General features: G+C 56.0%; 8 protein-coding genes. 1 reads left to right on the top strand and 7 read right to left on the bottom strand.

Features of this window, described 5'->3' with window-relative positions; all coding sequences use genetic code 11:
- Window positions 1-4 precede the first annotated feature (4 nt).
- The 4 genes from JSS75_01445 to rimO all read right to left on the bottom strand — a co-directional run bounded on the left by JSS75_01445 (window position 5) and on the right by rimO (window position 4,580).
- A complete protein-coding gene (locus JSS75_01445) occupies window positions 5-643 on the bottom strand; it encodes a hypothetical protein (protein MBS1902351.1) in 639 nt (212 codons plus the stop codon).
- Window positions 644-671: 28 nt separating this feature from the next.
- Window positions 672-1,850, bottom strand: coding sequence for a glycerate kinase (locus tag JSS75_01440; protein ID MBS1902350.1), 1,179 nt, complete (start codon window positions 1,848-1,850; stop codon window positions 672-674).
- Window positions 1,851-1,924: 74 nt separating this feature from the next.
- Window positions 1,925-3,262 (bottom strand): GWxTD domain-containing protein, encoded by a 1,338-nt coding sequence (locus tag JSS75_01435; protein ID MBS1902349.1) that lies wholly within the window; start codon window positions 3,260-3,262, stop codon window positions 1,925-1,927.
- Window positions 3,255-4,580 carry a 30S ribosomal protein S12 methylthiotransferase RimO gene (gene rimO / locus JSS75_01430; protein ID MBS1902348.1) on the bottom strand — a complete coding sequence of 442 codons (1,326 nt, stop codon included), beginning with the start codon at window positions 4,578-4,580 and terminating at the stop codon, window positions 3,255-3,257. The genes JSS75_01435 and rimO overlap by 8 nt, the downstream gene beginning before the upstream one ends.
- 335 nt (window positions 4,581-4,915) lie before the next feature.
- Here rimO and JSS75_01425 point away from each other — a divergent pair, with 335 nt between their 5' ends.
- A complete protein-coding gene (locus JSS75_01425; protein ID MBS1902347.1) occupies window positions 4,916-6,574 on the top strand; it encodes a lamin tail domain-containing protein in 1,659 nt (552 codons plus the stop codon).
- 22 nt (window positions 6,575-6,596) lie between these two features.
- Here the strand turns inward: JSS75_01425 and JSS75_01420 are convergent, their stop codons facing one another.
- The 3 genes from JSS75_01420 to JSS75_01410 all read right to left on the bottom strand — a co-directional run bounded on the left by JSS75_01420 (window position 6,597) and on the right by JSS75_01410 (window position 15,240).
- The gene (locus JSS75_01420; protein MBS1902346.1) at window positions 6,597-10,418 is read right to left on the bottom strand and encodes a T9SS type A sorting domain-containing protein; all 3,822 of its coding nucleotides are present in this window, start codon (window positions 10,416-10,418) and stop codon (window positions 6,597-6,599) included.
- 131 nt (window positions 10,419-10,549) lie between these two features.
- Window positions 10,550-14,314 (bottom strand): T9SS type A sorting domain-containing protein, encoded by a 3,765-nt coding sequence (locus tag JSS75_01415; protein ID MBS1902345.1) that lies wholly within the window; start codon window positions 14,312-14,314, stop codon window positions 10,550-10,552.
- Window positions 14,315-14,409: 95 nt separating this feature from the next.
- Window positions 14,410-15,240 carry an outer membrane beta-barrel protein gene (locus JSS75_01410; protein MBS1902344.1) on the bottom strand — a complete coding sequence of 277 codons (831 nt, stop codon included), beginning with the start codon at window positions 15,238-15,240 and terminating at the stop codon, window positions 14,410-14,412.
- Window positions 15,241-15,274 lie beyond the last annotated feature (34 nt).

Here is a 15,274-nt window from a genome sequence, read left to right as displayed (position 1 = left end):
TACATTATGGATTCGGCGTCAGGCAATCGGTGGGCCGAACATTCGGGTCGCGAGCCAGTGCTCGTGCGAAGCGAACACCATCGGCATTTGCGTGACGATCGCGAGCGTCGTTCGCGCCGCCGATCACAAAGAGTTCTTCACCAGTCTCGATCAGCGAGCCGAGCGCCGATACGATCCATGACGTGCCGATCGACTGCTCGAGATACGCCGAAAAAAAGAAATGCTGCAATTTGTCGCGGTCTTCGACGCGCTCCGAATATACGTGCGTCGGTAATGATGCGACGCGACGTTCGAAGTTCGTCTCGGTTTCGAGTGTCAGCGGAAGGTCGAGCTCCCCGCCGAACGGCAGCCGTAGTGGGATGGTCCGATGCTCGAGCACAGCAAGCGCCGATGCGAAGACGGCTTCGCGACGGTTACCACCGCTACGCATGAATGCGAGCGAAAAGATATCGTTCATCAGTGTCGAGTCCGGTCGTGTGGCGGCGTAGGCGCGCCAGGTGTTCGATCGCAGGAATGTACGAAGTTCGGCCCCGGCAGTATATCCGCCCGGCAGAATGCTCTCGGTAACGATCTGCCCAATCGCCGCGACGACTGATTGTGCCCGAGCCATCTCACCACAGCCGAATACAATCAGTGCGAGCATGAACACGGCCGCACGGCGATGCATGCGGTTAGACCCCGACGCTCGCGCCTTCGCCGATGCGCATAAAGAGCTTTTCGAGCCGGGCCGCAAGATACCGACGACGCACGTCGGCCGGCGCATCGGGCGCAAGCGGCTCAAAAAACAGCGGCACATCAGCGAGCGCATGGATGGATTGAATCGTCGAATACTTCTTCTTGTACCGGGTTTCCGCGGCGCTCTTGAACGACTGGTTCGTGATCACGACGGTCGGTACATGATACTCTTCGAGCCATTGCATCACTTGTTTCGACGACGCCGGCGCTTTTTCGCTTGCCACGTCTTCCAGCTGCTCGGCAAAGAAGATTGCCGTTCCCCCGTCGCTGGCGAGACGCATCGGCAGATTCTCGACTTCGAATGCCAGCGTCGCACCGTCTTTTATTTCTGCATTCAAAAACACCGACGCGCCGAACTCGATGCAGCTTCCGCTATAATCGATCTCGATGTTCGGCACGCTCAGGCCAAGATCGCGCCGGAGTATTTCGGCGATCCGTGTCAGCTCCTGTTCATAGACCAGATCGTCGACACTCAACTGCTGCGTCCGCTTCGGCGCCGGGATCGACTCGGAGCGCATCAGATAAAACTTTGCGAAGAGCTGCTCGCTCGATCGTCCGCTCAGATCGAGCGACGCGACATCGTGCAGCGACGTCTCGCCCCGAAAATCCAATTCTTTGCCGTTCTTATCGAAGAACTTCACACCAAGCGCCTGCGCCATCCCGAAGCCCGCATCGCGTGCGAGCGGCTCTTCCCACCCGAGCAGCACCGAATGTGCCCCTTCGTCGAGCACGTCGCGGATGAGTTCGCCGACACCGAAGGTCGAACCGAGGTGATCGAGATGCTTTCCTTTTCCACTGCGACGAAATAGCGGCTCGTCGGGACGACGCGCAACGGCGATCATCTCGATGATTCCGAGCGTCCCGGTCTCACCGGTAAACCCGATCGGCACGATCAACTGTTCGCCGCTGGCGGCCGTCGCTTCGACTTCGAGGAACGAGCCGAGCGACGACGTCACGAGTTGTTCCATCGTGCCCGTCTCGCCGCTGACAAGCGGGAATTGATGCACACGCATCGTCTTGAATGCAGCGCGAATTTGTTTTGCGGCAAGTGACGCCAATTCGGTCGAGCCGAGATCTGCGCATGCGCGAGAAAAGATGAAGAAGGGTTGTTGCATCGATCACAGTTGGTACGCACATGCAAAGTTACGACGACGAGTCTGCCACGCGCGCGGATCTTGCCCGGAGCAACTTATTGTCCGTCACGTTCCCAATAGAACGTCCCGGCCGCAGGAAACGGACCATTCAGGCGGTAGTCGTTCATCAGAAATTGATCGACGAAATAGAACCGAAGGTTCAGGTCGTAGTACGTCCAGAGTTCGTAGGGCTTCTGCCCGGCGCTATAGGTATTACGGTCGATCGAAGTCGGCTCGCCGTAAATAATGTACATCCTGCCCCGATCGCTGCGCCACCCCTGCATGCCCTGTGTATAATGCGAGATCGCATAGCGGACGCGGCGATAGAACACCTCCATCGGTCGAGTGGTAACCTGGCCCCTGTAGACATTCATCTTATCCCAGAACTCTCGGATCGCCCGTCGTTTTTCCTGGGATGTATGTGCGTTCACCAGCGAGTCGTAGCTGCCGCCATAAGAGATAATCGTGAGTTGGTCGATGGCTTCGTCCAGATCGTTCGACACGAGCGGGATACCGTGTCCGCCGTTGATGCGTAGGCGACGGCGGTTCTTTACGAGCGCGACTTCCTCCAATCGGTTCGGCTCGTCCGCTGTATCTCCCACATTCGCGACGATATATGTTCGAAGCCGGTAGCTTCCGCTCCAGAGGTCGTCGTCGATCACCTTCGTAAACACCGATTGGCGTGGTGTTCCATCCGGCACTAATACTTCAACATGACGCGAGACCTCTGCGCCATTGACGTCGGTGAGTACATGCACCACCCATAATGGTGTGCTCTGCGGTGCGTTATAGATTTCGAAGAATGCGCCGCCGTCGACGGGTGTAAGGTCGGTCGCATCCTCGCCGATGTTCGGTACCATTCTCGCGCCGGAATGCGAGCGGAAGAGCAACACACTGCTCATCGCAAGCCCTGCGGCCGAAAACGACGGCGTGTGCAGCGTAATGTCCGCCGCCGCATGATCGCGCTTCGACAGATCGTTGACCGCAAGGTGGATCACGTAGGTATGTCCCGAGGCCAAATGAACCCGCTGCTGCGACGCATCGGCTCTCGATTGATCGAGCTCCCGCAGTTTCTCCATCACTACCGTCGGAACGACGACGCTATTATCGTTCGAGTGTGTGAAGACGATGCTATCGGTGGTCGAATCGCGAATCTCGATCGATACACGATAATCGGCAACATACTTATCGACGGCGTTCTGAAAGAACAGGAAGGAGTAGGGAACGGCGATATAGATGTCGGTACGAACGGAATCCGTTGCCGCCCCTAACCGAAACGAGACGACATCGTACTGAAAGTTATTGCGGTTGAACGTCGAATCCTGCGCATGCACACGTGTGAACGCGGCGAGGCAGACTACGAAAACGACAAGATGCGGCAGACTTCTACGCACGATCTCCCGTCAGGTCGAAATCTCCGGCTTCGGTGATGCGCACATTGACAAACGAACCGAGTTCGATCGGCTCTTCGGAATAGATCTCGACCTCCGCATCGACCTCGGGCGCATCGGCTTCGCTGCGGCCGAAATACGCGCCGTCTTCTTCGCGCTCAACAAGAACCCGGAGGGTCGTGCCGATCTTCTGTTGATTCTTGTCGTAGGAGATATCTCGCTGAACCTCCATCAAGCGCGCCTGTCGTCGCAGTTTCTCTTCGCGCGGGACCGGGTCGCCAAGCGGGACGGCCGTCGTACCGTCTTCGACCGAGTAGGTAAAGACGCCGAGACGGTCGAACTGCATGGTCTCGAGAAAATCTTCTAACTCGGCAAATTCCGCTTCGCCCTCGGTTGGGTATCCTGTGATCAGTGTCGTCCGCAATGCAATGCCTGGTACTTTCGCTCGGATTGCACCGATCAGATCCTCGGTCGCACGGCGCGAAATGCCCCGACGCATCGACTTGAGCACTTCCGTGCTTGCGTGCTGCACCGGAATGTCAAGATAGTTTACGATCTTTTCTTCACCCGCGATCACGTCGAGAATATCCATCGGAAATTTCGCGGGATAGGCATACATCAGCCGTATCCATTCGATCCCGTTGACCTTCACCAATCGTTGTAACAGATCCGAGAGCATACGGCGATTTTCGAGATCGAGGCCGTAGTAGGTAAGATCCTGCGCAATCAGCACAATCTCCTTCACCCCCGCATTCGCGAGCATCATGGCTTCGAATGCAAGTTCGTCGATCGACTTCGAGCGGTGACCGCCGCGCATAATGGGGATCGCACAGAACGAGCACGGGTTGTCGCACCCCTCGCTGATCTTCATGTACGCGTAATGCTTCGGCGTCGTCAGTACTCGATCGCCGAGCAGGTCGTATTTCAGGTTTGGGCCGAGATCGGCCGTCGGGACGATCGACTTAATGATATTCTCGAAATCCTGCGTCCCGAAGTAGCCACTGACCTCCGGAATCTCGGTTTGGAGTTCACTGCGATATCGCTCCGAGAGGCATCCGGCGACATAGACGTCGCGAACCTGCCCGTTCTTCTTCAGTTCGAGCGCTTCGAGGATAGAATTGATCGACTCCTGCTTCGCGCTTTCGATGAAACCGCAGGTATTGAGAATGACGATCTCCGCTGACTCGGGATCCGAAATCAGTTCGACGCCATGATGGCGCAACCCGCCCATTAGGATCTCGGAATCGACAGTATTTTTCTCACATCCGAGGGTAACGATGGATACGCGCTTGCGTCGGCCGTTTTCTTGTTCGTTCTTCACAGCTACCCATAACAGGGGGAGCCCCCTTTGGGTTTGGCTGTGGGTTGGTGGGATGTGGTTTAGCCTAACACATGCAAACTACGTCATTCTGCGCACAATCGCTTTGCTCAGTGTAAACTCCGCGAAGAATCCCCTGATGAAACGCGGTGAGGCTCCGCTAAAGGGATTCTTCGCGTTGCTCAGAATGACGGCTTCATAAAGTGTTCAAACCGGATCAATATTAGCCCAGCCTTCGCGACTTTTTCGTATCTTTTATTCAGAGACTGTGGGCACCTTGCCTACGGTCCGGGGTTGTCAGCGCCAATTAGTGAAGAACCTTAAGGCATTGAATACCAATGCGTTCGGTACTATTGATAGTGCTTTGTTGTATCGTTGCTGCGGCGGACATCGTTGCACAGCCGCACGTCGTCATCAACGAGATCATGTATGCTCCCATCGCACCGGAGCCGGAGTGGGTTGAGCTTGTGAATATCACGGATGACTCTGCACAGTTACACGCATACACGCTCGGCGATGCGGTCCGATCCGTACGTTTCCCGGCAATGTTTGTGCCCGGGCACGGATTTGTCGTCGTGACAAAGGACACGGCGTTACTTCGCCAACGATATCCATCGATCGCAGCACCAATGATGCAAGCCGCCATCAGTACGCTCAACAATACCGGCGACATCGTTACCCTTCGCGACACGAACGGAATACTTGTCGATAGCGTCGCCTACTCCCCTTCTGAAGGCGGCGCACACGGACGCTCGCTCGAGCGCATCGATGCATTTGCCCTGGCAGATTCCAGTAATCTCGAAGAATGCACCGACCGCAACGGCGCCACGCCCGGCATGCCGAACTCGGTGCGGCGGCGAGACCGCGATATTGCCGTGTCCTCGATCGAGTTCGATTCTCTGCGAACGTCAACCGCATACCTGCAACTTGAGATTATCAACCGTGGTCGTTTGCCGCTTGCAGGAGTATCATATCGTCTCAGAGAAGATGGCTCCGCGTTCGATATCACACAGGGCATCGTGACGGATTCAATCGCGCCGTTGTCGCACCGGTCTATTCCGATCGAGTGGTTCACCGCGACGCTCGGTCGCGCATTGCTCAGTGCAACCGTTACGGTCGCAGGGGATGAAACTCCGAGTAACGATACCCTGCACACACATTTGCAGATTCCGATCCCGGAAGCGACACTTGTGATCAACGAATTGATGTATGCGCCGAATGCGGGGTTGCCGCAGTGGGTCGAACTCGATAATCAAAGTCCTTCGGCCGTCGATCTGAGCGGAAGCCGCTTCGTTGTGCGCCGTGACGATTCCGACCATGTGTTCTACATGCATTCGATGCATATTCGTCCGCTCGAATATGGGGTGATCGCCGCATCGATACCCATTACCGATCCGCCGCCGCTAAACCTTGGCCCGACGGATACGCTCGATGTTCCTTCGCTACAACTTGGGCTCGAGAATTGCAGCGTGGTGCTGCGTGATCCATTCGGCTCGGTCGTCGATTCTGTGACACTCGACCCATCCTCACTCTCTACACAATTAACGAGCTCATCGACAGGCATCTCGCTCGAACGAAAGCACGCCGATCTGCCAGGTAGCGTAGCAGAAAATTGGGGATCATGTGTCGATCCTCGCGGCGCTACTCCATACGAAAAGAACTCCGTGAGCGTCGACAGCGTCGGTGAGACATTTACGGTCGATGCGCGACCACATTCATTTTCACCCGATGGCGACGGTTTCGACGACTATACTACCATTTATGTTCGCGCACCCGACGACTACGAGCACGTTGCGGATATTGCCATCTACGATTCGCGCGGCAGGTTCGTGCGTTCGCTCGCTCAATCGGGCCGATTTGTCGGAAGCAGAGGCTTTGCGTTCGACGGACGCGATGAACATGGGAAGATACTTGGCGCCGGCCTCTTCACCGCCCGCGCGCTGATCGAGGGGCATACATTACGTACCGGCATCGTCGTATCGGGACGTCGTCGGTAACAGCGAGACCATCGGAAATACGTTATCGCCTGATGACGAAGAGCCGCGTCAGGACTCCGTCTTGCGTTGCGAGACGGATGATGTATTGACCCGCACCGATGTCGTCGATTGATACGGAGATATCGTACGAACCCTGCACTTGCGTGCGGTCGGTGATTCTCCGAATTTCCCGTCCGAGCATGTCGAAGATGCCGATCTGAACCGGTCCGGTCTGTGCGAGCGTATAGTGGATGTGTGCCGTAGCGTTTGCCGGATTGGGCGAGGGCTCGTCGAGCGAGATCCTTGTTGCCAGCGTAGAGTCAGCCCCAAGAATCGGCGCACACGTCGAGGCAATCACGATCTGCGTTCCGCTGAGCGACCCCCACGGCGGCGGCATGATCGAGACGGAATTCAGGCCATTGATCGTGGTGTCCCTTCCACCATTGTAGATGACCGTCTCTCCGTTGATTTGGTCGACCGAAATACGAACCACCTCTGTCGTATCGCTTCCGATAGCGGCAAAGCGCAGGAAGAGCAACGTATCGGGCGGTGAGCTCAGAGCCGAACCACCCGGCAGTTGTTGAGCCATAATCACAGAGGAGATACCCTTCGTGAGCGTATCTACTTGCCAACCATTCGCCGTTGCCGTACCCGCGGTCGTTACGCCGATGAATTTCAACCCGAGGCTCTGCGGTTGAATCGTAAAGCTGAACAGGAACGATGTAATATCCTTGCGCATGACATCCGTAGCATCATTCTGCACGAACCGCACGGGGATATCGAGCTCGGTATTGTGACGGACGACTTCGCTTCTACCCAACGCAAGATCCTGTATTCGAACATCGATCGGCGCTTCGGCCGTATGTGTCGGCATGTCGGCAAGAAAGACCGAGCCCCAACGATCCAGCGCCGAGACCGATGCATGCGAGCTCTGCCCTACCAGCGGTCGCTGTAGTATGAGCGTGCTTACCGCCTCTGCGGTAGGCGTCGCTGCGATGGGATCGATATTGACTTCGCCGCTGGTGCTGACCGTTCCGTTGCCCCGGTCATACAACGCGGAATCCGTAACCGTCACTTGGATGCGCCGACGGTCGAGGTAATGCGCGACGATCTTCGGAGCATGAGCGTCGCGATTGTATCGGTAGCACCAATCCTGCGTGGCAAGATTACCTGCACAATCAAGCGCGTTGATCGTGACGCAGGCAGGCAATGTATCGAGTGCGACCGTATCCGTCACCGACAACACAAAGTGGGGCAGCGAATCGATACATGCTACTTTAACACTCATCCACGGGATCGTAATGCCCCGCACGTTCGTAAACCACACGGAGTCTACTCCCCTATCCCACACATAGCGGGTCGTGTATGGCGGCGGACCGACGAGGTGGATATCATTGATCCCGAACTCCATGCTCGGTGCGTTGACGTTCGGATTGTGCTCAAAGACGATGTTCGGTGCGAGAATGTCCGGCTCCGCTTCGAACCCTGTGCAGACCGTGTCGCTCATATTTCCTGCAAGATCGTTCGCCCGCACGCAGAACGACGCAGTACCCGACGTATCGATCGCTTGCACAATGAATGTGTAGTGATTCAATCCTTTCGTAACGGACGGCTGCGGCGGTTGCAGCGTCGGCGGAAACGTGAACTTCGCTGGATCATAGTACACGAATATCGTGTCGATCAACCGATCCCATGGTCGCGATTCATCGACGTCCACTTGCCATTGCCATTTCACGAGCGTGACAGGACTTATCTTCACGAGCGGGGCCAGCGTGTCCGGCGTCGTGCAATAACGGAAACACGTATCAGTGTGATTCGGCGGCGTGGCGGCATCGACGACGCGGATACAGATGTCGCCGTCGTGCATCGAGTCGAGCACATGCACGCCGAAGCGTGCGACGGGCACAGGATTCGCAAAGTGCTGAAACCTCGGATTCATCGCCATATTATTCGGCGAACCCAGCACATAGACGCTATCGATCTTCCGATCGTGATTACGGACTTCGCTTGCAAGTACCGAATCGATCTTCACGCTGCACGGTCGGTCATCGGTTTGGCCGAATTGTTCGATAATTTTAATGATGGGGGGCAGCGTATCGGGTGGCGTAGGCGGCAGATGAGGCGTGAAGCATAGTTCGGTATCGCTCAGATTCCCCATGCAGTCGAGGAAGAAGAACGTAAAACATCCCCCAATCGTAGAATCGCGCTGCGTAAAGACAATGCGATGCTTTAATGTGTCTGCATAACAGGGACGAATCGAATCCAGCAATGCGATCGAGAAATTCGATACGTACGGCACGGTGTTTCGATCCGGTTGCCACCAGACGGTATCGAGTCCGCGATCGAGGATCGGCGTCTTGCGGTCGTCATGAACGGTAATCGTCATCGTGCCCGGTACTGTCGTCGCCGCAAGGACATCGTGCAACGGCGGCAGCGTATCGGTTTCGGCGCATTCGAGCCTGATCGGATGCTCGCACGTATCGACGTTCACATCGAAATCGGAGTGGTATGGGGGATGCCCGTCGATGCCGCCGGTCGCCGCGATTTTGAGTTCGCTCACGAATGTATCCTTACAGAAATACACGGGCGATGCTTTTGCCCACCAGACGAGTTCGTCAACATCTCCCGGTGCCATCCGAAGCGGGGGTTGAGTTTCTATCGGCAACAATTGCGTTGTGCCGTACGATATTGTATTCGCCGCATCGCAAAGCGAAAGATGCGGACCGACCGTCAATGAGAACCGAAGCGAATCGCTCGTGAAGGTCGTGTCGTTCACCGGCAGGAAGTCGATTCGCACCGGCGTCGGATCGTACGCTTGCCGAGTCTTGTCGAGTGGTAAAAACTCTTTGTATTTCAGCAGCCCGAACATCGTGCCATGGCAGATCTCGAAATCGCTCGTGCCGTACGACGTTACTCCGCCGACCGTGATGCCGCTTCCGGCTTGTGTCGGTATAAACTCGATGAGAACGGCATCGTCGGGTCCGAGCACGGGACCGATGAGGTGTCCTGGCGCTACTCCCCAGGCGCTCGTCGAGAGTGTCGGCCAATCGCCAATCGTCACGCGAAGTGGTTTCGTCGTACCAAGCTCTTTGTTGTCGAGATACCCGAGGCTCGTGAGCGCAGGCCGTCCGGGTTGCTCCGCCAGATCGAACAGAAATGCCATGTACATCCACGGCATCGTCCCTGCATTGGTCCATTGTTGTGACCTATCCCGGTAGCTAACATTTGTCAAGATGGTCGGTCCGTCGTTGGAATGGCGGATCTTGTGGCCGAGGTGCGGGACTTTGAGATAGAGTGTGTCATTGGGGTCATCGAGTTCGACGTCATTGAGCCACTGACATTGTACCGAGATCGGCACCGATGGATTGCGGTTGCGAAAACTCCAGCGCATCACGATCTGTCCCGCTCGTTCGAATGCGTATGGCCAGATCTCCTGAATAATATCCGCGCCGTTTCGATTGGTCCACACCGCACGAACGGTATCGGCGTTCTTAATGAGAGTATCCGGAGAATTCAACGAGTACGTGTTCGCGGCGCCCGAGACATACGGATTGTTGGTGAATACCCGATCAATCACCTTTGCCGAGAAAAAACATTGTTCGCGGTAATTAAGATACCCGACGTAATTCGGGTTGCCATCGGGAAGCTGTACCCAGATCGTGCCGTCGCTTTGGCTCACGCGGCCAAATACAAATTTGTTGGATGTCGTGCCGTCGAGTGCATTCGGCAGCATCATGCTATACTTCGAGCGCACTACCGGAGATTTCTGAGCATGAGCCAATGAAACAGAAAGGGCAAGAATCGCCAAGAGTCCGCAACAGGTTCGGCGGATCGGGAGGAAGCTAAGATGATGATGTAGACCCATGTGGCGTACCTCCTATGTCGCTACATCAGTACTAACAGTCCCGCCCCGAAATGGTTTGCACAGGACCCGTTTAAAACAACACGCTCCCCGGCATGCCGGAGAGCGTGTTCATGAGCGCGTTTGTACGCTAATTACTTCTGCACGGTGACCTTCCGAGTGATCACCGAACCATTCGCTTCGAGGCGGATGGTGTATTGTGCGTCCGGCAGTTCGCGAACGTCGAACGGCAGATCGTACACACCCTGCTTCTGCGTGTCGTTGAAGAGCTCTTTGACCTGTCGGCCGAGCATATCATAGACACCAAGACGAACCGGGCCTTCTTCGCCGACAGTGTAGTGCAAGTTCACACTACGCGATACCGGATTCGGCATCGGAACATCGAGCGAAACGATCCGGACGTTCTTGTCGGGCGACTGCAACGACGGAGCGCACGAACCGACAATAACGATATGCGATCCTTCCATCGAACCCCACGGCGGCGGCATGGTCGAGAGACCATGGTAGCCTTTGATAACGGTATCGGCATACCCGTTATAGACGACGTATTCCGAACCTCCGGTCACACCGAGCGTGTCGATCGAGATCGTTACGTCTTTCGTCGATTCGCTCGCAGCGGTCGTGAAGCTCAGATAGAGCAGGACGGTATCGAGAGCGGTCGGCTGTGTCAGCACCGTCCCCGGTGCGGCCGTTGCAGTAATAGTCACAGTACTCCCTACCGGCTGCGGTGTGACAGTCCAATTCGATGCCGTCAGTGTGCCGGTGGTTTTGACGCCCGCGAATGTCAGTTGGCTGATATCACCGCTCATCGTGAATCTGAACTTGAAGCTGCGAATGCCCTTGCGATCGAGCGACACGGTATCGTTCTTGACGATGTACACGGGCAGATCGAACGTCTGTGCCTGCCGCGTCAACTCGCCCTTCTTCATCGCCAGATCCTGAATCCACATCTGGATCCCGGTCGAGGCGCTATGCTGTGCGAGCTCGCTGGCGAACAATGTCCCCCAGTAATCGATCGAGTTGATCGTCGCCGCCGCCGATTGCGCAAGGTTCGTGCGCGTGATGATAAACGTCGTATCCGGCAGGCGATTGAGCGTCATGTTCACATTCTGCAGATTGAACGCACCGTTTGCGAACGACACCGAACGAAGCCCGCGATCGTAGAGCGAGTCGTCCTTGAGTGTCACTTGTACCGTCTGCTTGTTGAGATACTGTGCGACGATGTTCGGCGGCGCCAGGTCCGGCGTGAACGGATAGCACCACATCCACGACGAATCGTTGCCGTGGCAATCGCGTGCGTGAATAGTGATACATGTCGGGATCGAGTCCGCATTCAAACTATCGATCACCGTCAGCACGATCGGCGGCAACTGCGTCGTGTCGCAATTGAACTTCCTGCCGGTCGCCGGGAAATACGGCTCCATGATGCCGGGCTTCGACGGATCCGGTCCCCAGGTGAACCACACCGAATCGACACCGGTATCCCAGACGTACTTACTGGTATTCGCCGGCGGATCGTTGAAGTGGATGTCGTTGACATTGACGATCAACTGGGTCGGGTTCGTGCGCGGATCGGGGCTATAGCCGATATTCGGCGCCTTTGCATCGGTATCGACACTGCTCGACGCGCAGAACTTATCCGAACTGACATTCCCCGCAAGGTCCGATGCCTTGACGCAGAAGCTTGCAGGCAACGTCGTGTCCGCTTTTTCGACCTGGAAGATATAGAGTCCCTGTCCGGTTGCAGCGCCAAGCCCTGTGACCGGCTTGATGTTCACCGCGTTTACGATCGTGATCTGATTGATGTGGCGATCCCACGCCGTGTCGTCATGCACATAGACTGTCCACGTTGGCGGATACAGGGAAACCTGCGAGATCGAAATGCGCGGAGCAAGCGTATCCTTGATCGTGCAATAGTAGACGCACGTGTCGATGTAGTTCGCCTTCGGTGTCGCAGCATCCTTGATGCGCAGGCAGAGGTGTCCGTCTTGCATCGAGTCACGCACGTGTACGCCGAACCGGAACGGATTGAAGTTATTCGGCGGACTAAAGGTCTTCGACGGCGGCAACATGTACATGTTACTCGAATCCAGCAAGTAGATGCTGTCGATGCCAACATCGTACTGACGGAAGTCGCTTGTCAGGATCGAATCGATGCGGGTATTGCACAACAGCGTACTGTCGTAGCTGCCATAATAGGTTATTTTGATCGCGGGCTTCAGCGTATCGGGGACGATGTACTTCGGATGTGCCGGGAAGCAAACGGTCGTGTCGCTGATATTACCGAGACAATCCTCGAACTTGAAATCGAAGCAACCGCCGATGAGCGAATCGATCTGGTGAATGACGATCAGGTGCTTGGCCTTATCGTTGAAGCACGGTTGGATCGAGTCCGACATAGTAATCGTGAAGTTGCTGGCCGGGCCGCCAAAAGCGAGCGTCCAGGTGATCTTCTTGAGCCCTTTATCGTTCGCACGATCGTCATGCACGGTGATCGAATCGTTCGACCCGAAGTCGGTGTGCGTGAATACGTCGTGGATCGGCGGAAGCGTGTCGGTCTCTGCACATCCGATCGTGATCGGCAACAGGCACGTATCGCCAAGAACGCTCGTATATGTCGGCGGGCCAAGTGCTGTCGTTCCGGAGATCTTGAAACACGAGTTGACATTTCCGGTGCAGAAATACGCCGGTTGTGCCTTCAAATACCAATCAAACACCCCAACACCACCAGGTCCGATCGAGAGTCCGGCCGGGTCCGGCGGCAACGTCTGCGACGTGCCGATCAGGTTTGTACCCGCTGAATCGTAGATGAGCAGGTTGTTGCAGGTCGTAAGAGTAAACTTCGAATTTGCTGCCGAGTTGAATTGGCTCGGATCGAATGCATACAGCTCGACAGTGAACGGCGACGGAGAATACGACATCGTACTCTTATTCCAGTCGATCTGATGCGGATAAAATACCAACCCGAACATATTGCCGACGCATCGCTCGAACTCACCGGTACCGTACGACGTGATACCGCCGACGACCGTGCGATTCTTCGACGCAGCCGTCGGGTTGAACTCGATCAGCATCGCATCGTCGTTGCCGGGTTTCTTCCCGAGGAGCGTGTTGATATTCGAAGGAGGTCCGAAGATCGACTGGGCCAGCGTGTACCAATCGCCCATCGTTATGCGAGCCGGTTTGGTCGTCCCGATCGAAGGATTGTCTAAATATCCTTGACCCGCAAGCCCGGGGCTGTTCTTCGGTCCTGGTAAATTATAGAGGAAGCAGATATAGAACCAGGGGATATTCGGCGAATACGTACCGGGATATTGCTGCCATTGGTCGTAGTAGCCGTAACGATGCAGGAAGATCGGTCCGTCGTTCGCCGTCTGACCGTTTTTGTCGTTCGGGTCCGAGATATCGACGTCATTGAGCCATTGGCATTGTATGGGGACCACCGAGGATGTATCAAGATTCTTGAAGCTCCAGCGCATCATGATCTGTCCGCTCTTCGTGAATTTGATCGGCCACACATCCTGAATGATATCGACACCGTTGCGGGCCGCCCAGATTGCCCGGATCGTATCGACTGCGCCTTTGACGATGAACATCTGGCTGGGCGGTCCGAGCTTTGTCGTGCCGGGCGGGGGGCTTTGGATAACATTGTTATTCGTGAAGTACTGCCCGTTGATCTTTGCAGTGAAGAAACTTTTGTCGTAGAAGTTTAGGGACGCGTCGAGGCCAACTCGGCCAAGCGGGAGCAGCACGACGATCGTGCCGTCATTGCCAAGCACACGGCCGTAGATAAACTCATTATGCGTCTCGAGATCCTGAGCACAGACGCGCCCGCTGAGCGAAAGCGCGGCCATAACCATCAACAGGCTCAGGACCGTCAGGTGGAGATTCGATTTCATTGGACTACCCTTTCTTACTTCTGCCTTCCACACAACACACTGTTCACACCGAGAGATTGATGATGACTTTCGGGGGAAGTCCGATACCTCTCGTACTAATCGAGTTTATACTTGAAGCCTGCCGACACGTACAGGCTCGACACTTTCCATCCGGTCGACTGGATGTCCGGGCGCACTGCCGTGAACGGCAGCGAGTACGTCACCATCGGGGCGATCACGGCATTATCGCCGACAGGAATATCGTAGCCGAGCGACGCATTGAGCGTGATCTGCAAGGTATTGATATTCGCAACCTTTTTCTCGTCCTGCAGTGTCTCGCTGTTGGTCCCATTCTCGAACGTCACACCCGGAATCACCTGGCCTGTGGGGACAAGATTGGAATCCAGGAGCTGGACGCTCGAGCTCAGAAGCTCTCGGGTGTGCTTGAAACTGCTCGAGAGCACGATGCCGATCCCAGGTCCGATCTGCACGAACGGACCGTTGCGGTAGAACTCGTAGCGGACGAAGGGGTTGAACGTCAGGAAGGTCTCGCGCACCGTGCCGGTCCGGTGCATGTGGATGATCCCTTTGGCGACGGAATCGTTCGCAAGGAACCGCATGGTGGCCGTATCCTGCGTGATCGTGGAGTTATCGAGCCCCTTGAAATCGAACTTCGCCGCGATCCCGAGGGTCCATTCGTAATCGAGCGGAAGCTCGAAGAGCAGGCCGCCGAGGAAACCGCTCATCGAACCGTCGGTGAATTCGCAACTACACGCCGCCTGATACGTCCCCTGTTGTTGGTGCATCCCAAGCCCGAGTTCGACGCCGATCATCGCCGGCGGAGCACCGGGGCCGAAGAGATCGCCGCGACTGAGGATCTGTGCATCCGAGCGATTCGCGCCGGCGAACACCGCCAGAACGACCAACACTGCTGTAACTCTCTGCATTACTCGTTGATTCATGTCCTACACTCTCCTTGCG

The sequence above is a fragment of the Bacteroidota bacterium genome, assembly GCA_018266755.1.
Lineage (GTDB): Bacteria > Bacteroidota > Ignavibacteria > Palsa-1295 > Palsa-1295 > JAFDZW01.
This window is presented reverse-complemented; position numbering and strand designations above follow the sequence as displayed.